We start from the raw sequence: 25733 nt of genomic DNA, 5'->3' as shown, positions 1-25733 counted from the left end.
GGAACGTCCCGGGATGCGTAGCACCCGGGGTCGTCCGGTGCGGGGCGGCGCGTCGGCGCCGCCGAAGTGGCGGCGCTGGGCGCTCCCGGCGGTGCTGGCCGCGGTGACGACGGTGGCGCTCGTGCTGTACTTCACGCCGCTGCTGGGCGTCCGGTCGGTGCAGGTCGTCGGCAACGCGACGCTGGGCCAGGACCAGGTGGTGCAGGCGGCGGGCATCGAGCTGGGCACGCCGATGCTGCAGGTCGACGTCGACCAGATCCACGACCGGCTGCAGGTGGTGCCGAAGATCGCCGCGGTGCAGGTGTCGCTGAGCTGGCCGTCGACGGTGCAGGTCCAGGTGACGGAGCGGGTGCCGGTGGCGTTCCTGGTGGCCCGCAACGGGATTCAGCTCGTGGACGCCGGCGGTGTGCCGTTCGAGGCGGTCCCGGACCGCCCGGCGGACCTGCCGGAGCTCCGGGTGCGCGAGGCATCCCAGAACGACGCGGCGACCCGCGCGGCGATGACGGTGCTGATGGCCCTCTCCCAGCCGGTGCGCGCGGACGTGACGGCGGTGATCGCGGAGAACCCGAACGACATCCGCCTGGCGCTCAAGGGCGACCGCGAGGTCCACTGGGGAACGCTGGAGGAAACCCCGAGGAAGGCGGCGATCCTCCCGCCGCTGCTGACCCGCCCGGGCAACGTCTACGACGTGACGACCCCGGCGCTGCCGACGGTGGCCTGACGCGCCGCTTCCGGCGGCGTGACTCGGCGAAGGACTTCCCGGGCCCGTGGGACGAGGCGTCGAAGCTCTGAAGTCCGGACTCGCCGAAGCCGCGCACGCGATGACCTAGGCGCTGTCGACGGTGGCCTGAGCGGAGTTCAGGTTTCGTTGGCTGCGTGGTCGATGAAGCGGGTCAGCAGGGTGTGCAGGCGGTGTTGGTCGGATTCGGACAGGGGCGCCAGCAGTTCGCTCATCGTCTGCGCCGCAATCCGGGTGACTTCGGCCAGGCGGGCGCGGCCTTCGTCGGTGAGGTGGACGGCGTACCGGCGGCGGTCGTGCTCGTCCTTGCGGCGGTTGACCAGGTCCTGCCGCTCCAGCTCGTCGAGCACGTAGACCATCGAGGACTTGTCCATCTGCAGGTGGCCCACCAGTGCGCTCTGCGGGGTCGGGCCCGCCTCGGCGAGGTGGCCGAGCACCGCGAAGTGGCGCAGGTCGAGCCGGTGCGCGCGCAGGGCGCGGTTGGTCGCGGCGCGGGCGTAGCGGTGGGCCAGGTACAGGTCGCCGCCGATCAGCAGCTCGAGATGTTCGCCGGGCTTGTCCACGTGCGCATTATGCCCGATGACAGATCATCTGAATTCAGATAATCTCTGTTCGGTGGACATCATCGTCGTAGGAGCGGGCCTCGCGGGGCCCCTGCTCGCTCAGGGTCTGGTCCGAGCCGGCTTGCGCGTCGCGGTCTACGAGCGGGAAGCCGCCGTCGACCAGCGCAGCCAGGGCTACCGCATCCACGTCGGGCAGGAGGGCGATCTCGCCTTGCGCGCTTGCCTGCCGCCCGAGCTCTACGAGCGGGCGGTGGCGACTTCGGGCGTGCTCGGGTCGGGGGTGTCCTTCCTCGACCCGCAGCTGCAGGTCGTCCACCGCCTGGAGGTTCCGCCGGACTCCGACGATTCCGCGGGGCAGCACCTGGTGGTCGACCGGGTCACCCTCCGCCGGATCCTCCTGACCGGCCTGGACGTGCGCCACGGCTCGCCGTTCGAGCGCTACGAACTGCTCGACGACGGGCGGGTGCGGGTGTTCTTCGCCGGCGGCGAGGTCGCCGACGCGGACCTGCTGGTGGCCGCGGACGGAACGCACTCCCGGATCCGGGTCCAGCTGCTGCCCGGCGCCGAGGTCGTCGAGACCGGCCAGTTCCTGATCTACGGGAAGACGCCGTTGACCCCGCGGGTGCGGGCGCTGGCGCCTGCCGCCGCGCTGGACGGGTTCTCCATCGTGAACGGGCCGGACGGCCGGTACATGCCGTTGGCCGCCTTCGAATCCCGCACCGGTACCGGCGTCGAGGACTATCTGATGTGGGTCGTCGGTGTCCCCGGCTCGCTCCGGCCGGTCGCGGAGTCCGCCGCGGACGGGCCCGGGCTGCAGGAGGCGGCGGCCGAACTGATCGAGGACTGGCCCGCCGCGCTCGGCGAGCTCGTCCGGCTCGGCGATCCGCAGAGCGTGCACTCGACGACGGTCCGGACCGCGGAACCCGTGCCACCCTGGCGGACCGTCCCGGTCACGGTGATGGGCGACGCCATCCACACCATGGTCCCGACCGGGAACAGCGCGGCCGTCGCGATGCGCGACGCGGCCCTGCTCTGCAGCCGCATCGTAGAGTGCCGCGGACCCCTGCTCGACGCGGTCCGCGAGTACGAGGCGGAGATGCTCGACTACGGCTTCGCCGCCGTGGCGCAGTCGCTGCGCGGTGCCTGATCGCGCCGGGTGTGCGGGACGCTGCTCAAGATCGTCTTCGTCACGCTAACGTGTGGTCGTGTTCAGGGTTAGTGGCGACGCACCGGAGTCGGTCTTCTCGGGACAGGCTCAGCGGACCAGGCGGCTGCACTCGGTTCGCGCGGTGCCGGCCCGCCCCGCGCCGCCGGTGGACATCGCCGAGGCCGAGGAGTTCCTGCGGCTCTTCCACGCCGAGAACCGGGATTCCGGGTCGCTGCAGCAGCGGCTGGACCGGATGCGGTACGAGGTCGAGACCGTCGGCAGCTACCGGCACACGCCGCAGGAGCTGACCTTCGGCGCGCAGGTGGCGTGGCGCAACAACGCCCGCTGCATCGGGCGGCTGTACTGGCGGAGCCTGAAGGTGCGGGACCTGCGCGACGTGCACAACGTCTCCGCCGTCGCGGCGCACTGCGTGCAGCACCTGCGGATGGCTACCAACAACGGCAAGATCCGCCCGGTGATCAGCGTGTTCCCGCCGGAGATCCCGCAGCGCCCGGCGCCGCGGATCTGGAACGAGCAGCTGATCCGCTACGCCGGCTACCGGCGCCAGGACGGCTCGGTGCTGGGCGATCCGCGGTACGTGCGCTTCACCGACGCGCTGATCGGCTTCGGCTGGCGCCCGCCGGCGCAGCGCTCCGCCTTCGACGTGCTGCCGCTGGTGGTGGAGACGGCCGAGGAGGGGCCGCACATGTTCGCCCTGCCCGCGGAGCTGGTCAAGGAGGTTCCGCTGAGCCACCCGGAGCTGCCCTGGTTCGCCGAGCTCGGGCTGCGCTGGCACGCCGTCCCGGTGATCAGCAACATGCGGCTGCGCATCGGCGGGGTGTCGTACCCGGCGGCGCCGTTCAACGGCTGGTACATGGGCACCGAGATCGGCGCCCGGAACTTCGGCGACACCGACCGCTACGACCTCGTCCCGGTGGTGGCCGAGAAGCTCGGGCTGGACACCTCGCGCGAGGACACGCTGTGGCGGGATCGCGCGCTGGTGGAGCTCAACCGCGCGGTGCTGCACTCCTACCAGCAGGCCGGGGTGACCATCACCGACCACCACACCGAGTCGAAGCGCTTCCTGACGCACCTGGCCAAGGAGGAGGCGGCGGGCCGCAAGTGCCCGGTGGACTGGTCCTGGATCGTGCCGCCGATGTCGGGCTCGCAGACCCCGGTCTTCCACCGCTACTACGACGAGGACCCGCAGCGTCCGGACTTCCTCCTCGACGACGACGCGACCCGCCGAGCCCTCGAAGGCGGCCCACCCCGCTTCGCGCCGGGACCGCGGTAGGGGCTGAGGATCAGCCGCCGGGCCAGGGCGTTGCCCAGGACTCGGGTTCCAGGTCGAGGGCGTTGCACAGGTAGCCGATCGTCCGGTACCAGCCGATCAGGACTACCAGCTCCACCAGCTGAGGGTCGCTGTACCGGTCGCGCAGCCGCGCCCACATCGCATCGTCCAGGCTCGCGGTTGCGTCGAGTTGGTCGACGGCCGCGAGCAGCGCGAGATCCGCTTCGCTCCAGGTCTCGGCACTGGGCCGGGGCTCGGTGGTGTCCGCGAGCTGTTCGGCGCTCAGCCCCACCGTGGTCGAAGGTGGCTACCGCCTCACCCGGCTCGGCGAAGAACTGGTCGAAGCGATGGGGCCGATGGTCGAGTGGTCCCGGCGATGGGCCGACGAACTGTCCTGACCGCGAGCGCTTCCCGTTGCCGCGCAAGCCGTTTCGGGTGTGGGGCGAACGGCCCGTCCGCCTCGTCCATCGGGGCGAACGGTCCGTCCACCCTGCTCCAACTGTGCCGTGAATGGCGAACACTGGCAGCCACGAATGGAGCATTGACTCACCCGGAGGATGATCAATAGCGTCGTCAGCAATCGTTTACCGCGACACCGATGCTTACTGGGGGTGATCGGCGTGGCGTGTTCGGAGGGGAACGTGAGCCGCCGCGGGTTCCTGCGCGGCGTCGGAGCCGCCGCTCTCGCCGCTCCCGCTCTGGTCGGCTGCGCCCCGGCGAGAAATCCCCAGGAGATCACCTTCTGGAACTTCCTGGGGCCCGGCGGCGAGCCGAAGGCGCGCAGCGACTGGGTCGTGCGGCTGGCCGCCGAGTGGAACGCCACCCACGACGTCAAGGTCCGGCTGCGCTACGTGCCGACCAAGGACTACACCTCCGGGCCGACGCTGCAGACCTCGTTCAGCGCGGGCGCCGGGCCGGACGTCTTCATGCTCAGCCCCGGCGACTTCCTGCGCTACTACAACGGCGGCGTGCTCGCCGACCTCACGCCGCACCTGGATCCCGAGGTGCGGGCCGACTTCCTGCCGCAGGTCCTGCAGACCCGGCTGGTCGACGACCGGGTCTACGGCCTGCCGATGGAGATCGAGCCGCTCGCGCTCTACTACGGCGAGGCGGCCTTCGAGCAGGCCGGGCTCTCGGAGGGCGACCTGCCGCGCACCTGGGACGACCTGATCGCGGTGGCGGAGCGGCTGACCACGCCCGACCGCTTCGGGATGATGTTCGAGACGAATCCCGGCTACTACCAGAACTTCACCTGGTACCAGACGATGTGGATGGCCGGCGGCGAGGTGTTCGCGCCCGACCAGAGCCGGTCCGCCTTCGACGGCCCGGGCGTGCACGCGGCCCTGCGGTTCTGGCAGGACACCGTGCGGGCCGGCGTCGCGCCGCGCCGGGTGCGGGGCTCGGGCGCCAACGACACGATCTCCAACATCGCCGACGGGTACTGCGCGATGCAGCAGCTCGGGATCTGGGGCATCGCCGAAATCGCCGAGCAGGCACCGGATTTCCGCTACGGCGTCGCGCCCATGCCCGCCCCGCCCGGCGGCACCTACACCACGTCGCTGGGCAGCTGGGCGCTGGTCGCCAACGCCAAGGGCGCCAACCCGGAGGCCGCCGCCGAGTTCGTGGTGTGGGCGCTGGGTTCCGCCGATCCGGCGTGCATCGAGCGGATGCGGCTGTGGAACACCGTCGCCAAGACGAACCTGCCGCCCCGCTACTCGGTGCAGCGCGCCGCCGAGGAGCACGGCGCGTTCGACCACGGCCCGATGAAGGTGTTCGCCGAGCAGGTGATGGCCGAGGCCCGTCCCGAGCCGAGGTATCCGCCGGAGGTCTACCGGGCGATCTCCGACGCGCTGCAGGCCTGCCACCTCGACGGCGCCGATCCGGTCGCGGCCGCCGGTGCCGCGGCCGAGCAGATCGACACGTTCCTGTCCACCTACGACGGAGCGCCGATCCATTGAGCACCCGACGAAGCGGAGACCGCAGATCCGACGCCGCCGCGGCGTTCGCCTTCCTCGCCCCGGACGGGATCGGGTTGCTGCTGTTCGTCGTGATCCCCACGGCCCTGGCGCTGGTGGTGGGCCTGTTCGACGTCGACGGCTTCGGCAACGTCTCCTGGGCCGGGCTGGACAACTTCCGGCTGATGGCCGGCGACGGCCTGCTGTGGCGCAGCTTCGGCATCACCGCCACCTACGCGGTGCTGTTCGTGCCGCTGGCGTTCGCCGCCGCGCTCGGGCTCGCGCTGCTGGTCAAGGACCATTTCCCGGGCGTCGGGATGGTGCGCGCCGCGCTGTTCCTGCCGAACGCGGTGAGCCTCGTCGTCATCGGTCTGCTGTGGCAGTTCCTGCTCGCCGACAAGACCGGCGCGGTCAGCCGGCTGACCGGCCTGGACGGCGTTTCCTGGCTCGGCGACCCGAAGCTGGCACTGATCACCCTGGTGCTGATCAGCGTGTGGTTCCTGATGGGCTATCAGATGCTCATCTTCCTCGGCGGCCTGCAGGACATCCCGCGCGAGCTGTACGACGCGGCCGTCATCGACGGCAGCGGCCCGTGGCAGCGGTTCCGCCACGTGACCTGGCCGATGCTGCGCCCGACGAGCTTCTTCGTACTGGTCACCTCGACGATCAACGCGGTCACCGGGATGCAGGTGTTCGACCTGGTCTTCGTCACCACCTCCGGCGGCCCGGCCAACGCCACCACGACCGTCGTCTACTACGCCTACCAGCAGGCCTTCCAGTTCGGCAGGTTCGGCTACGCGGCGGCGATCTGCGCGCTGCTGGTGCTGGCCCTCGGCGCGGTCACCGGCGCCATGTTCGCCCTGACGAGGGGAGGTCGTTTCGATGCGTAGGACCTCCGGCAGGGCGGTGCTCGCCTACCTGGTCGCGCTGGTGACCGTCGCGCCGCTGCTCTGGTTGCTGCTCAGCGCCTTCCGCCCGGAATCGCAGCTGTACGACCTCGGCTGGCCCCGAGAGCTGACACTGTCCAATGTGGCCTACGTGCTCACCGAGGTGCCGTTCCTGCGCTACCTCGCGAACAGCGCGTTCGTGGCCGTCACGGTCACCGTGATCGCGCTGTTCCTGCACTCGATGGCGGCCTACGCGCTGGCCCGGTTGTCCTTCCGGGGCAGGGGATTCGCGTTCGCCTCGGTGGTCGCGACGCTGCTGATCTCGCTGCCGGTGATCCTGGTGCCGCTGTTCATCGTGGTCCGCGGGCTGGGCATGGTCGACACCTACGCGGGCCTGATCGTGCCGGGCCTGTTCAACGCCTTCGGCATCTTCCTGCTCCGCCAGTTCTACCTCGGGGTGCCGCGGGAACTGGAGGAGGCGGCGCACCTCGACGGCTGCGGCCACTGGCGGATCTACTGGCACGTCGTCCTGCCGCTGAGCCGCCCGATGCTGGCGGCACTGGCGGTGCTGTTCTTCCTGGCCAACTGGAACTCGTTCCTGTGGCCGCTGGCGGTGGCGCAGGACGAGTCGCTGCGGGTGGTCCAGGTCGGGATCGCGTCCCTGCAAGGCCAGTACGCCTCGAAGCAGCACTACGTGCTGGCGGCGGCGATGCTCGCGGCGCTGCCGACGATCCTGGTCTTCCTCTTCGGCCAGCGGTGGCTGGTCGCCTCCCTCAAGACCTCCGGCCTCCGCTGACCGGCGGCGGTTTCGCGCGAAGCAGATGAGGCCAAGCGGATCACGAGTCGCGCGGATCGCGCGGCGGGCTGTCGGTGCGGTGGCGTAGTTTGCCCGGAGTGCGGGCTTCGCGGTTGGTGTCGTTGCTGTGCTTGTTGCAGGTGCGGGAGGTCATGACCGGGCCGGAACTCGCCCGCGAGCTGGAGGTCTCCGAGCGGACGGTGGCCCGCGACGTGCTCGCGCTGGCGGCGGCCGGGGTGCCGGTGTACGCCGAGCGCGGGCGGGCCGGCGGATACCGGCTGCTCGGCGGCTACCGGGCGAAGCTCAACGGGCTCCACCAGGCGGAAGCGGAGGCGCTGTTCCTCGCCGGCGTGCCGGGGCCGGCGAGCGACATGGGCCTCGGCGAAGCCGTCGTCGCCGCGCGGCTGAAGGCGTCGGCCGCGCTGGCGCCGCCGTTCCGCGATGCGCCGCAACGGGTGGGGCAGCGCTTCCACCTCGACGCGCCCCGCTGGTTCCGCGAGGCCGAAACCCCGGCTGTGCTGCCGGAACTGAGCCGGGCGGTGTGGCGCGACCGCAAGATCGTCGCCCGGTACCGGCGCGGCGACGAGGAGGTGCGGCGCGAGCTGGAGCCGTACGGGCTCGTGCTCAAGGCGGGCGTCTGGTACCTGGCGGCCCGCAGCGGCCCGCGGTTCCTGACCTACCGGGTCGACCGCTTTCGCGAGGTGGAGGTCGGTGACGACGAGTTCGCCCGCGACGAGACCTTCGACCTCCCGGCCTTCTGGGAGGAGAAGGCCGACGAGTTCTCCCGCTCCCTGCTGACCGAACGCGTCGGGATCCGGATCAGCCCGGCGGGCCTGCGGAAGTTGCACGCGACGACCGACGGCGCCGCGGCGCGCGAAGCGGAAGCGGCCGCCGGCGAACCCGACGCGCGAGGCTGGGTGACCACCACGTTCCCGGTGGAATCCCTGGACGTGGCCTACGACCAGATCCTCTCGCTGGGCCCGGAAGCGGAGGTCCTGACCCCACCGGACCTCCGCACCCGCCTGGCCGAAGCGGCCACCCGCTTCGCCGCCCTCTACGAATTCGGCTGACGCTCAGGCGGTCAGCGGTAGTCGTCCGGGCTGCCGGGGTTGCCGGGCCATTCGACCTCGAGGACGTAGCGCCAGGCGTCCGGCTGGGAGCCGTCCGCGTCCGTGAAGCCGTAGGCCTTCGCCAGCTGGCCGCTGGACAGCGACTCCTTGTTCCAGCGGGCCACCTCCGGGTCCGTCGCCAGCGCGACCACCGCGCGGCCGACGAACTGCGGCGACTCGGAGATGCCGAAACCCTCCGGCGCCGTCGCGGACTCCCGCCAGTTCTCCTCGGTCACGCCGAAGAGTTCGAGCATCATCTCCGACCGCAACCAGCCCGGCGTCAGCGAAACCGCCGTGCCGCCGTGCTTCTCCAGTTCCTCGCCCTGCGCCCGGGCGAGGCGGTGCGCCGCGACCTTGACGATGTCGAAGAACGCGCCGCCCTCGCTGCGGTAGTACTGCTCGTGCACCTCCGCGGTGCCGTCGGTGAGCTCCACGACCAGCCCGCCCGGGCGCTTGCTCAGCAGCGCCAGCGCGAAGTGGCTGGTGATCATGTGCGCCTCGATGCCGACCCGCAGCCGCTGCAGGCCCTTGGCCAGGTCCTGCTCCCAGATCGGCTTGTGCCAGTCCATCAGGTTCTCGCCGCCGAGGTCGTTGATCAGGATGTCCAGCCGGCCCTGCTCCGCTTCGATCCGCCGGACCAGCTCGCGGACCTGTTCCGGGTCGGTGTGGTCGACCTGGACCGCGATGCCGTTGCCGCCGGCCCGGGTCACCAGCTCGGCAGTGTCCTCAATGGTCTCCGGCCGGTCGTAGTCCGAGCGCTGCGCCCGGGTGCTGCGCCCGGTCCCGTAGACCGTCGCGCCGGCCGCCCCCAGCTCCACCGCGATGCCGCGGCCCGCACCGCGGGTCGCCCCGGCGACCAGCGCGACCTTGCCGTGCAGTTGTCCACTCATGTCTGGGATTCCTCCTCTTCCGGAACGGTTCGGAAGCGAACCTGCCAGCGAATCCGGACACCTGCGGTCAGGATTCCCCGACGCGTTCCGGATCGCTCGTCGCGGCTCCGCCACGCGAAAGGAGTTCACGCACCGGCTCTTCTGCCTGCCTCGACCGGGTGAGCGGTACTCGGGGTACGGTATTGGTGGTGATCACGTCCGCGACGTGGTCGCCACCAAGGGGAGGAACAAGACTGGGCTCGCTGCGGCGGACGGACCCGCTGGGCGGCGGTGAAAGCGGTCGGGACGGAAGCGACGAGGTGCGCGGCACAACACACCTGCTGAAACTCCCGGCGTGGCTGCTGGACGCGGAGGCGGTTGGTGCCTACCGTCCGGACCGGGCACGGGAACGGCCGAAGCTCGCATCCCGCACCGACGGCGACCGGGGGGAACCCGCGTCGACGACGACCGGTACCGCGGTCGTCCCGACGGTCGACCCAGAGAGCACAGAGCCACGATCAGGAAGGCGGATCCGATGACGCCCCCGCACAACTATCTCGCGGTGATCAAGGTCGTCGGCATCGGCGGCGGCGGCGTCAACGCCGTGAACCGCATGATCGAGGTCGGGCTCAAAGGTGTCGAGTTCATCGCGGTGAACACCGACGCGCAGGCCCTGCTGATGTCGGATGCCGACGTCAAGCTCGACATCGGCCGCGAGCTGACCCGCGGCCTCGGGGCCGGTGCGGCCCCGGAGGTCGGTCACAAGGCCGCCGAAGACCACAAGGAAGAGATCGAAGAGGTCCTCAAGGGCGCCGACATGGTGTTCGTGACCGCCGGCGAGGGTGGCGGCACCGGCACCGGCGGCGCGCCTGTCGTGGCCTCGATCGCGCGCAAGCTCGGCGCGCTCACCATCGGCGTGGTCACCCGGCCGTTCTCCTTCGAGGGCAAGCGCCGCGCGGCCCAGGCCGAACAGGGCATCAAGGAGCTGCGCGAGTGCTGCGACACGCTCATCGTCATCCCGAACGACCGGCTGCTGCAGCTGGGCGACATCGGCGTGAGCCTGATGGACGCCTTCCGGTCCGCTGACGAGGTGCTGCTCTCCGGTGTCCAGGGCATCACCGACCTGATCACCACCCCGGGTCTGATCAACCTCGACTTCGCCGACGTCAAGAGCGTCATGTCCGGCGCGGGCAGCGCGCTGATGGGCATCGGCTCGGCGCGCGGCGAGGGCCGGGCGGTGCAGGCCGCGCAGAAGGCGATCAACTCGCCGCTGCTGGAGGCGTCCATGGAGGGCGCGCACGGCGTGCTGCTGGCGATAGCGGGCGGTTCCGACCTCGGCCTGTTCGAGATCAACGAGTCGGCATCGCTGGTGCAGGAATCCGCGCACCCCGAGGCCAACATCATCTTCGGTACGGTCATCGACGACTCGCTCGGCGACGAGGTGCGGGTGACCGTGATCGCGGCCGGGTTCGACGCAGGCACGCCCACCCACAAGAAGCTCGAACCGACGAAGGTCGGCGCGCGCATCGAGGAGCCGGAGCCCGCTCCGGTCGTGGAGAAGCCCGCGCCGCAGCCGGTGGCGAGCGAGCCCGCGCCGCAGCCGCCCGCGCCGCCGGTGCAGCAGCAGTCGACCCCGGCGCCGCAGCCCGCGCCGCCGGTGCAGCCGACTCCGCCGCAGCCCGCGCCGCAGGCGGAACAGCCGGCGGCCCAGCCGGTTCCGGCCCAGCCGGAGCCCGCGCCGGAACCGCCGCAGCGGCCGAACCTCGGCCAGCGGGCCGGGCTGTTCGGCAGCGACGGCTCCTCGACCGGGCAGCAGAGCCTCTCGGTGCCCGGTCGCGCCACCGGCGGCTACCCGACGCACAGCGGCACGTCCGCGACGAGCCGGCCCGGTGCGCTGTCCAACCGCGGCATCCCGGTCGCCGACGACACCGACGACGACGTCGACATACCGCCCTTCATGCGTCGCTGAAGCGCAAAGAGGGTGCGGTGGTCATTTTGCGAAGGTGGTCGCCTAGCGGAACCTCAGACGCCCTCTCGGTCCGGGATCCCCGACTCATGTATGTCCAATACACCACGTCGGGGCTGTCCTCCCGAGAGAACATCTGAGAACCCGCGGGTGGTCACCTTGCATACGTAGTTGGAAGCGGCTTCGCCGCTTGCCTGCGGCAACTGCGCGGCTTACTAGGTCGTACCCCTCAGGCAACGGCGCATGAGCGAGAATCGACACCGGAAACACCGCGTTTCCGGTGTCGACTTGTGTTCGGGAGGCTGAGCAGCAGTGCGGATTCGGCGCGTGATCACCACGCGGGAGGGCGGGAGTTCCCGGCCGCCCTTCGACTCCTTCAACCTGGGCGGCCGGGTCGGCGACGATCCCGCGGCCCTGGCTGCGAACCAGCGCAAGCTGGCCGACGGCATCGGCCTGCCCGAGGACCGTCTGGTGTGGATGGAGCAGATCCACGGGCGCACCGCGACCATCGTCGACGGGCCGCAGCCGGCGCCGGTGGAGGCGACCGACGCGCTGGTGACCGCCGAACCGAAGCTGGCGCTGATCGCGCTCACCGCGGACTGCGTGCCGGTGCTGCTCGGCGACCCGGAGACCGGCGTGGTCTCGGCGGTGCACGCCGGCCGGGTCGGCGCGCGCGTGGGAGTGCTCGTCGCAGCGCTGAAGGCGATGCAGGAGGCGGGCGCCCGGCTGGACCGCATCGAGGCGCTGCTCGGCCCGGCGGCCTGCGGCGAGTGCTACGAGGTACCCGCCGAGATGCAGGCCGACGTCGAGAAGCACCTGCCGGGGAGCGCGTGCAAGACCCGCAAGGGCACCGCCGGGCTCGACCTCCGCGCGGGGCTTTGGGAGCAGTTGGCCGCGGCCGGGATCGCCAAGATCGGCGTCGATCCGCGCTGCACCATGGAATCCCCGGAGCTCTACAGCCATCGCCGCGACAACGGCCGCACCGGCCGCTTCGCCGCGGTGATCTGGGCCGAGCCGGAGGAGACCGAGTGAGCGAGGAGTTGCGGCGGGCCGAGCTGGCCGAGTCGCTGCGGGAGGTCCGCGACCGGGTCGACCGCGCCTGCCGCGCGGCGGGGCGCGAGCCCGACGAGGTCGAGCTGCTCGCGGTGACCAAGACCTTCCCGGCATCGGACGTGGCGCTGCTGGCCGATCTCGGGCTGACCGAGTTCGCCGAGAACCGGGAGCAGGAGGCGCGCGGGAAGGTCGCCGAGTTCACCGCGCTGCGGCCGGCGGCGGAGGCGCGCTGGCACATGGTCGGGCAGCTGCAGCGGAACAAGGCCCGGTCCGTGGCCCGCTGGGCCGACGTGGTCGAGTCGGTGGACAGCGAGCGGCTCGTCGAGGCGCTGGGCCGGGCCACCGCGAACGCCCTGGAAGTGGGGGAGCGGGAGCGGCCGCTGGACGTCCTCGTGCAGGTGAGCCTGGACGAGTCGACCGGGCGCGGCGGCTGCCGTCCGGAGGACGTGTCGGCGCTGGCCGATAAGATCACGCGTACGAGTGATCTTAGGCTGCGGGGTGTGATGGCCGTCGCTCCGTTGGGTGGCGAACCCGATGTGGCTTTTGCCACACTTTCCGAGATCTCCGAGCGCTTGCGCCGTGATCACCCCGAAGCTGGCGAAGTGTCGGCGGGGATGTCCGGCGACCTGGAAAGTGCGGTTGCCCACGGCTCGACCCGGGTGCGTGTCGGAACCGCGCTGCTAGGTGGGCGGCGGTTAACCTCGCCGTAGCCGTGAACAGGGGGGTCGAGGGCCGGCCGCCTCGTGCTCGGTGCTAAGGAGTCGCAGAGGAAGGGCATGCCGATGAGCGCTTTGCACAAGTTGAAGGCCTACTTCGGCATGGTCCCGGCCGACGAGGTGGACGACTACGACGACGAGCCCGGCTACCGCGATCGGTACTCCGACACCGATCGCGATGCCTACGACGGCCCGTCGGACCGGGTCGGCGCGCGCCGCCGGGTCGGCACCCGCGGCGGCTACCAAGCGGAAGCCGAGGCGGAAGCGGACAGCTTCGTCGAGGAGTACCGCGAGCCCGCAGCACGGCCCCGGCGGCAGTGGACACCGGACCCGCCGGTGCGCAGCGTGACACCGGTCGACCCGCCGCGGGAGTCCGTCTCGCGGCTGCGGGCGGTCACCGACACGGGCACCCAGTTCAACTTGAGCAAGATCACAACGCTGCACCCGCGCAGCTACAGCGAGGCCCGCACGATCGGCGAGCAGTACCGCGACGGCACGCCGGTGATCATGAACCTGACCGAGATGGAGGAGGCCGACGCCAAGCGCCTGGTCGACTTCGCCGCAGGTCTGGCGTTCGCGTTGCGGGGCTCGATCGAGAAGGTCACCAATCGCGTGTTCTTGCTCTCACCGCCGAACGTGGACGTCGCGGCGGAGGACAAGCGGCGGCTGGCCGAGGGTGCCTTTTTCAACTACGGGTGAGTGGTGGCACAGTTGAAGCGTGAACCCGGTGCAGATCGTCCTGTTTTACGTTCTGTTCTTCTTCTGGCTGCTGCTCACGGCCCGTATCGTGATCGAACTCGTTCGAGTGTTCGCTCGCGATTGGCGGCCGGTCGGAGGGGTTGCAATCGCGTTGGAGAGCATCTACACAGTGACCGACCCACCCGTAAAGTTGGTGCGTCGGGTGATTCCGACGGTCCGGATCGGCGGCGTCGGACTGGACCTATCGATTATGGTGCTGCTGCTGGTCGTGTTCATACTGATGCGACTGGTGCAGCCCGGGTGACGGGGAACCCGGGCTACCCGCAGCCGAGGAGTGCGTGAGGTGATCTTGTGGGCTTGACCCCCGCCGACGTGCATAACGTCGCGTTCAGCAAACCTCCGATCGGTAAGCGGGGCTACAACGAGGACGAGGTAGACGCATTCCTCGACCTGGTTGAAGCCGAGCTTGCCCGGCTGGTGGAGGAGAACAACGACCTGCGCAGCCAGGTGGAGCAGCTGGAGTCCCAGCTGCAGACCGCGCAGGTCGACTTGGACGACGCGCGCAGCCAGGCCGCGTCGGTTCCCTCGACCCCGGCCGCCCCACCGGAGGAACCGCGCCGGCTTACCCCGGTCCCGGCGCCGACCGCCGCCGAGCAGACGTCCCCGGGCGGTGACCACCACGTGCAGGCCGCCAAGGTGCTGGGCCTCGCACAGGAGATGGCCGACCGGCTGACCGGTGAGGCCAAGGCCGAGGCCGACGGCATGTTGTCCGAGGCGCGGACGAAGTCCGAGCAGCTGCTGTCCGAAGCGCGCTCGAAGTCCGACAGCATGGTCAACGAGTCCCGGACCCGTGCCGAGACGATGCTCAACGACGCCCGCACGCGGGCCGAGACGCTGGAGCGGCAAGCCCGCGACAAGGCGGCGAGCCTGGAGCGCGACGCGCAGCGCAAGCACGCCGAGGTGATGGGCAACATCACGTCGGAGAAGAACGCCCTCGAGAAGAAGATCGAGACCCTGCGCACGTTCGAGCGCGAGTACCGCACTCGACTGCAGACCTACCTGGAGTCGCAGCTTCGCGAACTGCAGGACCGGGGCTCGGCCGCGCCCGCGGACAGCAGCGGCGGCCGGTCGGCCGGTCAGCAGGCCAGCTACAGCTTCGGGGCGCGCGCAGCCGAAGCCGGCTGAGCTAGTTCGTTCGCATCGGCGGCGACGGGCTGAACCGCCCGTTGCCGCCGACGTGCATCGGGGGCGTTCGGCGAGGGGCGTGAGGTCGCGTGCTGTTGGTCGTGCTGCTGCTGGTCCTGGTGGCCGGCGGTGTTCTGGCCGGTGCGGTCGCCGTCGGCGAACCGGATCTGGCGTGGCTGTCGGTGCTGATCAGCGTCGTCGGTGTGGCTCTGCTGGTCGCCGATCGGCGGCGGCGCCGGGCCGGGCCGCGTGAGCGGCCGCCGGCGGATCCCGCGCCGGTCGACGGCAGGGAGCCGGGCGAGGAGCGCAGCAACGCCGCGGAAGCGGCGGATCCGGACGCCGAGGTGCTGGTGCTCGACGAACGGCCGCGCTACCACGTGCGCACCTGCGAGTGGATCGGCGATCGGAAGACGATCGCGCTGCCACTGCGCGAGGCCTGGGAGCTCGGCTTCACGCCGTGCGCCCGCTGCGCGCCGAACGCGACGCTGGCCGCAGAGGTCCGCCGCGTGTAGCGCGGTTTCGATTGGAACGTCGGTCCCGCTGGGTACCTGGGTGTGAAACCGCGCACCGGTGAAAACCGGTGGCGGGCGCCCGGTACCCTGGACTGACCAGGCAATGATCCGGCCATCACCGGGGAGCCTCCGGAAGAACGGGTGCCCGGCCTGGGCACCTCAGTAGAACCGGACGGGTCCAGCCCGTCACAGCTGGCAACGAGTGGTCGTCGGCGTCGTCCGGCGGCAAGCGGGGTGGTACCGCGGATCTCGTGCGGGCATGCGCGCGAGGTGTCGTCCCCGTGTGGACACCGGGGTTCCGGTGACCGTGCGGCGGAAACGACACACCGCGAGGAGCACAACCGCGATGGCTTATCCCAAGGTTCAGTTCGGCGACGCCGGTGAGCGCGGCGTGGCAGCCCAGCCCGTGTTCCCCGAGATCGAGCGCCAGGTGCTGGATTTCTGGGCCGACGACAAGACCTTCCGGGCCTCGGTGCAGGCCCGCGAGGCCGGCGCCAACGGCGCCAACGAGTTCGTCTTCTACGACGGGCCGCCGTTCGCCAACGGGCTGCCGCACTACGGGCACCTGCTGACCGGCTACGTCAAGGACGTGGTGCCGCGCTACCAGACCATGCGCGGACGCCGGGTGGAGCGCCGGTTCGGCTGGGACTGCCACGGGCTGCCCGCCGAGGTCGAGGCGGAGAAGCAGCTCGGCATCACGTCGAAGTCCGAGATCGAGCAGATGGGCGTCGCCGCGTTCAACGACGCGTGCCGGGCGTCGGTGCTGCGCTACACCGCCGAGTGGGAGGACTACGTCACCCGGCAGGCCCGGTGGGTGGACTTCGACAACGACTACAAGACGCTCGACCTGGACTACATGGAAAGCGTCATGTGGGCTTTCAAGACCCTGTGGGACAAGGGTCTGGTCTACGAGGGCTTCCGGGTGCTCTGGTACTGCTGGCGCTGCGAGACGCCGCTGTCCAACACCGAGACCAAGATGGACGACGTCTACCGCCAGCGGCAGGACCCGGCGGTGACCGTGGGACTGCGGCTCAACGCGCCGGGCAAGGCCTTCGACGGCGCGCTGGCCCTGGTGTGGACGACGACCCCGTGGACCATGCCGTCGAACTTCGCGGCGGCCGTGCACCCGGATGTGGACTACGTGCTGGTCGCGCCGCCCAACGCCACCGAGCGCTACGTGCTGGCCGAGGCGCGGCTCGGCGCGTACGCGCGGGAGCTCGGCGAGGACGTGGCCGAGCACGTGGTGGAGCGGGTCAAGGGGGCCGACCTGCTCGGTGTCCGCTACACGCCGCCGTTCGACTTCTTCGTCGGCAACCGCAACGCCCACCAGGTGCTGCCAGGGGAGTTCGTCACCACCGAGGACGGCACCGGAATCGTGCACATCGCGCCGTTCGGTGAGGACGACAAGTCCGTCACCGACGCGGCGGATGTCGAGCTGGCGGTGCCGGTCGACGCCCACGGCAAGTTCACCGCCGAGGCTCCGCCGTACGAGGGCCAGCACATCTTCGACGCCAACAAGCAGATCATCCGCGACCTCAAGGACGCCGGGCTCCTGCTGCGGCACGAGACCTACGACCACCCGTACCCGCACTGCTGGCGCTGCGACAACCCGCTCATCCAGCGTCCGGTGTCGTCCTGGTTCGTGGCGGTCAGCCAGTTCAAGGACCGGATGGTCGAGCTGAACCGGCAGATCAACTGGGTGCCGGGACACATCCAGGACGGCCAGTTCGGCAAGTGGCTGGAGAACGCCCGAGACTGGAACATCTCCCGGAACCGGTACTGGGGTTCGCCGATCCCGGTGTGGGTCTCCGACGACCCGGCCTACCCGCGCACCGACGTCTACGGCTCGCTGGACGAGCTGGAGCGCGACTTCGGGGTGCGGCCGGCGAACCTGCACCGCCCGGAGATCGACGACCTGACCCGGCCGAACCCGGACGACCCGACCGGGAAGTCGACGATGCGCCGGGTTCCGGAGGTGCTGGACTGCTGGTTCGAGTCCGGCTCGATGCCGTTCGCCCAGGTGCACTACCCGTTCGAGAACTCGGAGTGGTTCGAGCACCACTACCCGGGCGACTTCATCGTCGAGTACAACGGCCAGACCCGCGGCTGGTTCTACCTGCTGCACGTGCTGGCGACGGCGCTGTTCGACCGGCCGGCGTTCACCAACGTGCTGGCGCACGGCATCGTGCTGGGCGACGACGGCCTGAAGATGTCGAAGTCCAAGCGCAACTACCCGGACGTCAACGAGGTCTTCGACCGCGACGGCTCCGACGCGATGCGCTGGTTCCTGATGGCCAGCCCGATCCTGCGCGGCGGCGACCTGGTGGTCACCGAGCGCGGTATCCGGGACGCGGTGCGCCAAGCCGTGCTGCCGCTGTGGAACTCCTGGTACTTCCTGGCGCTGTACGCCAACGCCGAGGGCGTCTCCGGTGAGTCCAAGGTGGACAGCAAGCACGTGCTGGACCGGTACATCCTGGCCAAGACGCACGAGCTGGTAGGCGACGTGCAGGCCGCAATGGACTCCTTCGACCTCGCGGGCGCCTGCTCGGACGTGCGGGACTTCCTGGAGGTGCTGACCAACTGGTACGTGCGCCGTTCCCGCGACCGCTTCTGGGCGGGTGACCGGGACGCGATCAACACGCTGCACACCGTGCTGGAGGTGACCTGCCGGGTGGTGGCGCCGATGCTGCCGCTGACCGCGGAGGCGGTCTGGCGCGGGCTGACCGGCGGCTGCTCGGTGCACCTGGCGGACTGGCCGCTGGTCGACGAGCTGCCCGCGGACGCCGCGCTGGTGACCGCGATGGACGAGGTGCGGCAGGTGTGCTCGGCCACGTCGGCGCTGCGCAAGTCCAACAAGCTGCGGGTGCGGTTGCCGCTGGCCAAGCTCGTGGTCGCCACCCCGGACGCGGAGGCGCTGCGGCCGTTCGCGGACCTCATCCGCGACGAGATCAACGTCAAGGAGCTCGAGCTGAGCACCGACGTCGCCGCGCACGGCCGCTTCGAGATCGCGGTGAACGCGCGGGCCGCCGGTCCGCGGCTGGGCCGCGACGTGCAGAAGGTGATCAAGGCGGTGAAGTCGGGCGAGTGGCAGCGCACCGGCGGCACCGTGGTCGCGGCCGGCATCGAGCTGCAGGCGAGCGAGTTCGACGAGCGCCTGGTCTCCAGCGACCCCGGCGCGGCCTCGGCGCTGCCCGGCGGCAAGGGCCTGGTCGTGCTGGACACCGAGGTGACCCCGGAGCTGGCGGCCGAAGGCCTGGCCCGCGACGTGGTCCGCGTCGTCCAGCAGGCCCGCAAGGAAGCGGACTTCCAGGTCTCCGACCGGATCGCGGTGGCGATCTCGGCCCCGGCCGAGGTCCTGTCGGCCGTCGCCGAGCACCGCGAGTTCATCGCGGCCGAAACCCTGGCGAACGCGGTCGAGTCCGGCGACGTGGCGGACGGCTTGACCGGCACCGTCGGCGAGGGCATCGAGATCAAGGTCGGCGTCACCAAGGCCTGATCCCGCGAGGTCGAGGGCGCTTCCCGCCGGATTTCCCGGCGGGAAGCGCCCTTCGCGCTTCCCAGGTTGGTGTGACCAAGGACGCTCCCACGATCCGGGATTGCCGTTGTCCGCTGCCGCGGCGGTTTCCTAAGGTCCGTATTCGAAGGTCATGAGTGCCAGCGTCAAGCCCCGGCTTGCTGGCCGGCAACCCTCCAACCGCGGTGGGGTGCCCCGGGTGAAGACCTGGCCGGTCGTGCAGGGCGATCGGCAAGCGCGGACCCCTCCAGACGGGTCCGATGAGGCCCCCTAGGAGGCCGTCATGTCTTCTGCCGTCATCGACATCCCGAAGCAGTCCGATGTGGACTACCGGATCCCCGCCGTCGTCGGCCGCTCGCTGCAGGTTCCGCTGGTCACCGGCGAGCACATCGGATACGCGAACCTCGACCACGGGGCGAGCGCGCCCTGTCTGGAGCCGGTGCAGTCGGCGGTGGACGAGCTGCTGCCCTGGTACGCGAGCGTGCACCGCGGTGCCGGGTTCGCCTCCCAGGTGTGCACCCGGGTCTACGAGGGCGCCCGGGACAAGCTCCGGGCCTTCGTCGGCGCCCGGCGCACCGACTCGGTGATCTTCACGCGCAACACCACCGACGCCCTGAACCTGCTGGGGCGGGCGCTGCCGCGCGGCACCTCCGTCGTCGTCTTCGACACCGAGCACCACGCCGCGCTGCTTCCCTGGTCCGGGCCGCGGGTGCGCCGCCTGCCCGCGCCGGAGACGCCGGCGGACGCGATCGCCGCGCTCGACGCCGCGCTGGCCGAATGCCAGGAGGGGCCGCGGCTGGCGGTGATCACGGGCGCCTCCAACGTCACCGGCGAGGTGTGGCCGGTCGCGGAGCTCGCGAAGGTGGCCCGCCGGCGCGGGGCGCGCACCGTGCTGGACGCCGCGCAGCTCGCGCCGCACCGGCCGGTGCGGATCGGCGAGCTCGACGTCGACTACGTCGCGATTTCCGGGCACAAGCTCTACGCGCCGTTCGGCGCGGGCGCGCTGATCGGCCGCGCGGACTGGCTCAACGCCGCCGAGCCGTACCTGGCGGGCGGCGGCGCGACCCGGCTGGTGCAGGAGCGGTCGGTCAGCTGGACGACCGGGCCGGAGCGGCACGAGGCCGGCTCGCCGAACACCGTCGGCGTGCACGCGCTGGCCAAGGCCTGCGAGACCCTCGCGGCCAACTGGCCGGACGTCGTCGAGCACGAGGAGACGCTGCTGCGCCGGCTGCGGGCCGGGCTGCGCGGCGTGCCGGGGCTGCGCGAGCTGCGGTTGTTCGACGCCGATCACGACCGGGTCGGCGTGGTGAGCTTCACCATCGACGGGCAGGACCCCGGCCTGCTGGCCGCGGCGCTTTCCGCGGAGCACGGCATCGGCGTCCGCGACGGCTTGTTCTGCGCGCACGTGGCCACGCGGCGGCTGCTCTCGAGGGCGGGCTCGGACGCCGATCGCGCGGTGCGCGTCAGCGTCGGGCTGGGCACGACGGCGGAGCACGTCGACCGCCTGGTGAACGCGCTGCGGCGGCTGGTGGCAATGGGCCCGGTGTGGCGCTACGAGCAGGTCGACGGCCGCTGGGTGCCCGCCGACGACCCGCGCCCGGTGCCGGACTTCCTCGGCTGACTGCTCCGTACCGCGGAACCGGACTTCCATGCGTCCCGATCTTGCCTAAAATCGGACGCTTCCCGGGCTGGGCCGGTTCTCCCGATTTTGCCTAAAATTGGGAATCTTCGTGGCGGGGCGCACCGATTAGGGCTTCCGATTTTGCCTAAAATTGGGTGGTTCTCCGCGTCGGGGTTCAGCGAATCGGTACTGCCGTGATGCGCCCGGTCAGGTTCGGGGACAATGGCGGTCGTGAGCACCGAGCAGTCCTCCCCGAGGGAGTCCTCAGCAGAGCAGGCGGGCACCGAGCCGACCGCCGCGGAACAGGCACTCGATACGCAGGCCGGGACGGCGGAGGAGCCGCCCAAGCGCGCCTCCGGGAAGCTGCTCGGGTTGCTGGGCGGGGTCGCCGTGGTGGCCCTGGCCATCGACATCCTCACCAAGGTCGCCGTGGTCGCGAACCTGGAGGGCAAACCGCCGGTCGAGTTGTTCGGCGGCCTGCTCTACCTCGACGTGCTGCGCAATCCCGGCGCCGCGTTCTCGCTGGCCACCGGCATGACCTGGCTGCTCGCGCTGCTGGCCACGGCGGTCGTCGGCGTGATCATCTGGCTGGCGCCGAAGCTGCGTTCGCTGGGCTGGGCGGTGGGGCTCGGCCTGGTGCTCGGCGGCGCCTGCGGCAACCTGGTCGACCGGTTCTTCCGCGCCCCCGGCCCGCTGCAGGGACACGTGGTGGACTTCCTGTCGGTGTTCGCGCCGGGCGGCGCGGTGTGGCCGGTGTTCAACGTCGCCGACTCCTGCATCGTCTGCGGCGGCATCCTGGTCGTGCTGATGTCGCTGCTGGGCCGCGACTACGACGGCACCGTGCACCGCAAGAAGAAGGCAGCGCAGTCGTGACGGACCTCCGTACGCTGCCGGTTCCCGAGGGGCTGGACGGCATGCGCGTGGACGCCGGCCTGTCGAAGCTGCTCGGCCTGTCCCGCAGCGCCGTCGCCTCGCTGGCCGAGTCCGGTGACGTGCTGGTCGACGGCAACCCGGCGGGCAAGTCGGACCGGCTGGTCGCCGGGGCCTGGCTGGAGGTGACGCTGCCGCTGGCGCAGCAGCCGCTGCAGGTCGTCGCGGTGCCGGTGTACGGGCTCAGGATCCTGCACCAGGACGACGACATCGTCGTGGTCGACAAGCCGATCGGCGTCGCCGTGCACCCGAGCCCGGGCTGGGAGGGGCCGACCGTGGTCGGCGGGCTCGCCGCCGCGGGCGTGCGCATCGCGACCTCCGGGGCCTCCGAGCGGCAGGGCGTCGTGCACCGCCTCGACGCGGGCACCACGGGTGTGATGGTCGTGGCCAAGAGCGAGCACGCGTACTCGGTGCTCAAGCGCGCGTTCAAGGAACGCACCGTGGACAAGCGGTACCACGCGGTGGTGCAGGGGCATCCGGACCCGAGCCGCGGCACCATCGACGCGCCGATCGACCGGCACCCGCGCCACGACTACAAGTTCGCGGTCGTCACCGGCGGCAAGCCCAGCATCACCCACTACGAGACGGCGGAGGCGTTCCGCGCGGCGTCGCTGGTGGACGTGAAGCTGGAAACCGGGCGCACGCACCAGATCCGGGTGCACTTCGCGGCGATCAAGCACCCCTGCGTCGGCGACCTGACCTACGGCGCGGATCCGGTGCTGGCCCGGCGGCTCGCTATTACCAGGCAGTGGTTGCACGCGCGCAGCCTCTCCTTCGAGCACCCGTCCGGCGGCTGGGTCACGTTCGAAAGCGATTACCCCGCCGACCTGCAGCACGCGCTGGACGAGCTCCGCGGTCAGGACGGCTGAGCCGGGTACGGTGGCGGGCAAGCCTGTGACGAGCAAGGGGGCTTGATGGCACAGTCGAAGTCGTTCGAGGGGTCGGATGCGCCGACGCCGCCCAGCGGCATTCCGGTGTTCGACGCCGGAGCCGACGTGGACACGCCGCCGGCCGGTTTCACCAGCCTCGGAGACGTGATCAGCGCGGAAGACGTGGGCAAGGCGGCACCGTCGGTGCTCGGCGCTCCGGAGCCGAACCAGGCGGGGGGCGAAGCGGGGGACTGGCCGACGCTGGAGTACCGCAGCCGCAACAAGCCGGAGCGCCCCAAGCGCAACAACCCGCTGAACATCTTCCGCCGCGACAAGGAGTCGTGAGCCCTTCGGGCGGCCGTGGCAGCAAGAGACTCACGGCCCCTGGGTTGGTTCACGTCCTGCAGCGGCTGTTTCGACTTGGGTGACGCGTGGGCTCTCTGAGGTTCCGCCACCCGCACCGCCAGGCAAAGGAGTTCGGAGAAAAGCTCTACAGCGCCTTGAGCTCTTCGACCACTTCCCGCACGGAGGCTTTGGCGTCGCCGAAGAGCATCGTCGTCTTCGGGTCGGTGTAGAGCGGGTTGTCCACGCCCGCGAAGCCAGCCCGCATCGAGCGCTTCAGGACGACGATCGCCTTCGCCTGGTCGACGTTGAGGATCGGCATGCCGTAGATCGGCGAGTTCGGGTCGGTGCGGGCCGCCGGGTTGGTGACGTCGTTGGCGCCGATCACCAGCGCGACGTCCGCGCGGGCGAACTCGTCGTTGATCTCGTCCATCTCCTTGAGCTGCTCGTAGGGCACGTCGGCCTCGGCGAGCAGCACGTTCATGTGACCGGGCATCCGGCCCGCCACCGGGTGGATCGCGTAGTCGACGGAAACTCCCTTGTCCGCCAACAACTTCGCCATGTCCTGCACCGCGTGCTGGGCCTGCGCGACCGCCATGCCGTAGCCGGGCACCACGATCACCTGCCCGGCGTAGACCAGCTGGATCGCCACGTCGGCCGCGCTGACCGAGCGCACCGTGCCGTCGGTGGCCGCCGGGGCTTCGGCCGCGCCGCCGCCGAAACCGCCGGCCACGATCGACGGGATCGACCGGTTCATCGCCTTGGCCATCTGGTCGGTGAGGATCGAACCGGACGCGCCGACCAGCATGCCCGCCACGATCATCGCGGTGTTGCCCAGCGCCAGCCCGGCCGCGGCCGCCGACAGCCCGGTGAACGCGTTGAGCAGCGACACCACCACCGGCATGTCGGCCCCGCCGATCGGCAGCACCACCGCGATCCCGGCCAGCCCGGCCAGCACCAGCACGGCCACGACCAGCAGTTCGGCGGTGCCACCGAGGCCGATCGCCACGGCGCAGGCGATGGCCCCGGCCAGCAGCAGTACGTTCAGCGGCATCTGCAGCCGGCCGACGGTGATCGGGCGGCCCGGCACGATCTCCTGCAGCTTGCCGAAGGCGACGAGCGAGCCCCAGAACGAGATCGAGCCGACGATCGCCGCGAACAGCGTTGAGATCGGCACGAACGCCGGCTCGCCCTGGAACCCGGTGGTCTCCCGGAACTCCACCCACGCGGTGAGCGCCACCGCGCCGCCGCCGACGCCGTTGAACAGCGCGACCATCTGCGGCATCGCGGTCATCTTCACCCGCCGCGCGGCGGGCACGCCGATGACCGTGCCGAGCACCAGGCCCAGCACGATCAGCCCCCAGTTGCCCAGGCCCGGGGTGAGCAGCGTGGCGACGACGGCGACCGCCATGCCCGCCGCCGCGATCGCGTTGCCGCGGACCGCGGTGCGCGGGCCGGTCAGCCCCATCAGGCCGTAGATGAACAGCGCGAACGCCAGGATGTAGAGCACCGAACGCAGGGTGATCACTTGTCGGCACCCTTCCGCGTCGCCTCCGGCTTCCGCTTGAACATGCCCAGCATCCGGTCGGTGACCAGGAATCCGCCGACGACGTTGATGGTGCCGAACACGATGGCCACCAGCGCCAGCAGCTGAGAGCCGAGGTCCTCCACCCCGGAGCCCAGCACGAGCACGCCGCCGAGCAGCACGATGCCGTGGATGGCGTTGGTGCCGGACATCAGCGGGGTGTGCAGCGTGTTCGGCACCTTCGAGATCACCGCGAAGCCGACGAACCCCGCCAGCACCAGGACCGCGAGATCGGCCAGGAACATCGCCTCTCCTCCCGTTCGCCTATGGAAGCTCGTTGACGCTCATGCCGGGTCCGGACGGGTGATGCAGGCGGCGGCGAGGACCTCGTCGGTGAGGTCGGGCGCGAGGCGGCCGTCGACGAGCATCAGCTCCAGGAGCGCCTGGACGTTGCGGGCGTAGAGCTCGCTGGCGTGCTCCGGCATGCTCGCCGGGAGGTTCAGCGGGGCCGCGATGGTGATCTCGTGGCCGACCACGGTCCGCCCCGGCTCGCTGAGCTCGCAGTTGCCGCCCGCCGCGCCCGCCAGGTCGACGATCACGCTGCCCGGCCGCATCCGGCGCACCGCCTCCGCCGGGACCAGCTTCGGGGCCGGCCGGCCCGGCACCAGGGCGGTGGTGATCACCACGTCGAAACCGGCGATGGCCGAGTTGAGCCGGTGGGTCTGCTCGGCGTGCTCGTCGTCGGTCAGCTCCCGGGCGTAGCCGCCCTCGCCGACCGCCGAAACGCCCAAGTCCAGCCATTTGGCGCCCACCGAGCGCACCTGGTCGGCGACCTCCGGTCGCACGTCGTAGCCGGTGGTGCGGGCGCCGAGCCGCTTCGCGGTCGCCAGCGCCTGCAGGCCGGCCACCCCGACGCCGAGCACCAGCACCGACGCGGGCTTCACGGTGCCCGCCGCGGTGGTCAGCATTGGGAAGAACCGGGTGCATTCGCTCGCCGCCAGCAGTACGGCCCGGTATCCCGCGACGTTGGCCTGCGAGGACAGCGCGTCCATCGACTGGGCCCGGGAGATGCGCGGCACCGACTCCAGCGCGAAGCCCTGCACCCCGGCGGCCCGCAGCCGGTCGGCGATGTCCGGATCGGTCAGCGGTGCCAGGAAGCCGATCAGCGCCGAGCCGGGCGACAGCCGGGCGATCTCCGCCTCGGTCGGCGCGTTCACCTTGATCACGACGTCGGCGGACCACGGATCGCCGATGCTCGCGCCCGCCTTGGCGAACGCCTCGTCCGGGATCAGCGCGGCCTGCCCGGCACCGGCCTCGACCACGACGCCGAGGCCCTGCGCGCACAACCGCTCCACCACGCCCGGGACGAGCGCGACCCGGCGTTCACCGGGCATCGTCTCGCGCGGCACACCGACGCTGGTGCGACCGCTCTCCGGAGAGGTCAT

General features: G+C 71.0%; 25 protein-coding genes and 1 riboswitch. Of the genes, 19 read left to right on the top strand and 6 right to left on the bottom strand.

Annotated features, from left to right (window positions below):
* Nucleotides 1–13: 13 nt before the first annotated feature.
* Complete coding sequence (locus tag BLW84_RS04575) at nt 14–721, top strand: cell division protein FtsQ/DivIB (RefSeq protein WP_245760924.1); 708 nt, start codon at nt 14–16, stop codon at nt 719–721.
* Nucleotides 722–858: 137 nt separating this feature from the next.
* Here the strand turns inward: BLW84_RS04575 and BLW84_RS04570 are convergent, their stop codons facing one another.
* Nucleotides 859–1302 carry a MarR family winged helix-turn-helix transcriptional regulator gene (locus BLW84_RS04570; protein WP_177226278.1) on the bottom strand — a complete coding sequence of 148 codons (444 nt, stop codon included), beginning with the start codon at nt 1300–1302 and terminating at the stop codon, nt 859–861.
* A 52-nt stretch (nt 1303–1354) separates the two neighbouring features.
* Between BLW84_RS04570 and BLW84_RS04565 the strand changes: the two genes are divergently transcribed.
* Nucleotides 1355–2449: an FAD-dependent oxidoreductase gene (locus BLW84_RS04565; RefSeq protein ID WP_093261581.1), complete on the top strand. Its 1095-nt coding sequence runs from the start codon at nt 1355–1357 to the stop codon at nt 2447–2449.
* 58 nt (nt 2450–2507) lie between these two features.
* Nucleotides 2508–3743 (top strand): nitric oxide synthase oxygenase, encoded by a 1236-nt coding sequence (locus tag BLW84_RS04560; RefSeq protein ID WP_177226277.1) that lies wholly within the window; start codon nt 2508–2510, stop codon nt 3741–3743.
* 10 nt (nt 3744–3753) lie between these two features.
* Here BLW84_RS04560 and BLW84_RS04555 read toward each other — a convergent pair whose 3' ends face one another.
* Nucleotides 3754–4032: a carboxymuconolactone decarboxylase family protein gene (locus BLW84_RS04555; protein ID WP_093261579.1), complete on the bottom strand. Its 279-nt coding sequence runs from the start codon at nt 4030–4032 to the stop codon at nt 3754–3756.
* Nucleotides 4033–4381: 349 nt separating this feature from the next.
* Between BLW84_RS04555 and BLW84_RS04545 the strand changes: the two genes are divergently transcribed.
* The 4 genes from BLW84_RS04545 (at nt 4382) to BLW84_RS04530 (ending at nt 8448) form a co-directional block, all read left to right on the top strand.
* Entirely contained in the window at nt 4382–5698 is a 1317-nt protein-coding gene (locus tag BLW84_RS04545; protein WP_093261744.1) for an ABC transporter substrate-binding protein, read from the top strand.
* Nucleotides 5695–6585: a carbohydrate ABC transporter permease gene (locus BLW84_RS04540; RefSeq protein WP_093261577.1), complete on the top strand. Its 891-nt coding sequence runs from the start codon at nt 5695–5697 to the stop codon at nt 6583–6585. Before BLW84_RS04545 ends, BLW84_RS04540 begins: the two co-directional genes overlap by 4 nt.
* Nucleotides 6578–7378 carry a carbohydrate ABC transporter permease gene (locus BLW84_RS04535; protein WP_093261575.1) on the top strand — a complete coding sequence of 267 codons (801 nt, stop codon included), beginning with the start codon at nt 6578–6580 and terminating at the stop codon, nt 7376–7378. The genes BLW84_RS04540 and BLW84_RS04535 overlap by 8 nt, the downstream gene beginning before the upstream one ends.
* A gap of 98 nt (nt 7379–7476) precedes the next feature.
* Nucleotides 7477–8448: a helix-turn-helix transcriptional regulator gene (locus BLW84_RS04530; protein ID WP_093261742.1), complete on the top strand. Its 972-nt coding sequence runs from the start codon at nt 7477–7479 to the stop codon at nt 8446–8448.
* An 11-nt stretch (nt 8449–8459) separates the two neighbouring features.
* On the opposite strand, the gene BLW84_RS04525 is transcribed toward BLW84_RS04530, so the two are convergent.
* On the bottom strand, nt 8460–9377 hold the full coding sequence (locus BLW84_RS04525; protein ID WP_093261573.1) for an SDR family oxidoreductase: 918 nt from the start codon (nt 9375–9377) through the stop codon (nt 8460–8462).
* A gap of 514 nt (nt 9378–9891) precedes the next feature.
* Between BLW84_RS04525 and ftsZ the strand changes: the two genes are divergently transcribed.
* The 12 genes from ftsZ (at nt 9892) to BLW84_RS04465 (ending at nt 22766) form a co-directional block, all read left to right on the top strand.
* Nucleotides 9892–11325, top strand: a complete 1434-nt coding sequence (gene ftsZ, locus BLW84_RS04520; RefSeq protein WP_093261571.1) for a cell division protein FtsZ — start codon at nt 9892–9894, stop codon at nt 11323–11325.
* A 324-nt stretch (nt 11326–11649) separates the two neighbouring features.
* Nucleotides 11650–12354 (top strand): peptidoglycan editing factor PgeF, encoded by a 705-nt coding sequence (gene pgeF / locus BLW84_RS04515; protein WP_245760923.1) that lies wholly within the window; start codon nt 11650–11652, stop codon nt 12352–12354.
* Nucleotides 12351–13085 (top strand): YggS family pyridoxal phosphate-dependent enzyme, encoded by a 735-nt coding sequence (locus tag BLW84_RS04510; protein ID WP_093261567.1) that lies wholly within the window; start codon nt 12351–12353, stop codon nt 13083–13085. Before pgeF ends, BLW84_RS04510 begins: the two co-directional genes overlap by 4 nt.
* 72 nt (nt 13086–13157) lie before the next feature.
* Complete coding sequence (locus tag BLW84_RS04505) at nt 13158–13790, top strand: cell division protein SepF (RefSeq protein WP_093261740.1); 633 nt, start codon at nt 13158–13160, stop codon at nt 13788–13790.
* Nucleotides 13791–13809: 19 nt separating this feature from the next.
* Nucleotides 13810–14094 (top strand): YggT family protein, encoded by a 285-nt coding sequence (locus BLW84_RS04500; RefSeq protein ID WP_093160639.1) that lies wholly within the window; start codon nt 13810–13812, stop codon nt 14092–14094.
* 47 nt (nt 14095–14141) lie between these two features.
* A complete protein-coding gene (wag31, locus tag BLW84_RS04495) occupies nt 14142–14975 on the top strand; it encodes a DivIVA-like cell division protein Wag31 (RefSeq protein WP_093261565.1) in 834 nt (277 codons plus the stop codon).
* An 89-nt stretch (nt 14976–15064) separates the two neighbouring features.
* Complete coding sequence (locus BLW84_RS04490) at nt 15065–15487, top strand: hypothetical protein (RefSeq protein ID WP_093261563.1); 423 nt, start codon at nt 15065–15067, stop codon at nt 15485–15487.
* A 346-nt stretch (nt 15488–15833) separates the two neighbouring features.
* Nucleotides 15834–18983, top strand: coding sequence for an isoleucine--tRNA ligase (ileS, locus tag BLW84_RS04485; RefSeq protein WP_093261561.1), 3150 nt, complete (start codon nt 15834–15836; stop codon nt 18981–18983).
* A 147-nt stretch (nt 18984–19130) separates the two neighbouring features.
* Nucleotides 19131–19245, top strand: a riboswitch (SAM riboswitch).
* 39 nt (nt 19246–19284) lie between these two features.
* Nucleotides 19285–20622, top strand: coding sequence for an aminotransferase class V-fold PLP-dependent enzyme (locus BLW84_RS04480; protein WP_093261559.1), 1338 nt, complete (start codon nt 19285–19287; stop codon nt 20620–20622).
* A 222-nt stretch (nt 20623–20844) separates the two neighbouring features.
* Nucleotides 20845–21495: a signal peptidase II gene (lspA, locus tag BLW84_RS04475; protein ID WP_093261557.1), complete on the top strand. Its 651-nt coding sequence runs from the start codon at nt 20845–20847 to the stop codon at nt 21493–21495.
* Nucleotides 21496–21536: 41 nt separating this feature from the next.
* A complete protein-coding gene (locus BLW84_RS04470; RefSeq protein ID WP_093261738.1) occupies nt 21537–22421 on the top strand; it encodes an RluA family pseudouridine synthase in 885 nt (294 codons plus the stop codon).
* A 45-nt stretch (nt 22422–22466) separates the two neighbouring features.
* Nucleotides 22467–22766 carry a hypothetical protein gene (locus tag BLW84_RS04465; RefSeq protein WP_093261555.1) on the top strand — a complete coding sequence of 100 codons (300 nt, stop codon included), beginning with the start codon at nt 22467–22469 and terminating at the stop codon, nt 22764–22766.
* 145 nt (nt 22767–22911) lie between these two features.
* Here the strand turns inward: BLW84_RS04465 and BLW84_RS04460 are convergent, their stop codons facing one another.
* From BLW84_RS04460 to BLW84_RS04450, 3 genes are read right to left on the bottom strand one after another with little or no spacing between them, the layout of a single operon-like run.
* Complete coding sequence (locus BLW84_RS04460) at nt 22912–24291, bottom strand: NAD(P)(+) transhydrogenase (Re/Si-specific) subunit beta (RefSeq protein WP_093261553.1); 1380 nt, start codon at nt 24289–24291, stop codon at nt 22912–22914.
* Entirely contained in the window at nt 24288–24593 is a 306-nt protein-coding gene (locus BLW84_RS04455) for an NAD(P) transhydrogenase subunit alpha part 2 (protein ID WP_093261552.1), read from the bottom strand. The genes BLW84_RS04460 and BLW84_RS04455 overlap by 4 nt, the downstream gene beginning before the upstream one ends.
* Nucleotides 24594–24632: 39 nt before the next feature.
* Nucleotides 24633–25733, bottom strand: a complete 1101-nt coding sequence (locus tag BLW84_RS04450; RefSeq protein WP_093261550.1) for a Re/Si-specific NAD(P)(+) transhydrogenase subunit alpha — start codon at nt 25731–25733, stop codon at nt 24633–24635.

It is taken from the genome of Saccharopolyspora shandongensis, from assembly GCF_900106995.1.
Classification (GTDB): domain Bacteria; phylum Actinomycetota; class Actinomycetes; order Mycobacteriales; family Pseudonocardiaceae; genus Saccharopolyspora; species Saccharopolyspora shandongensis.
Note: the sequence above shows the minus strand (reverse complement) of the source record. Positions and strands in the feature narration are given on the sequence as shown.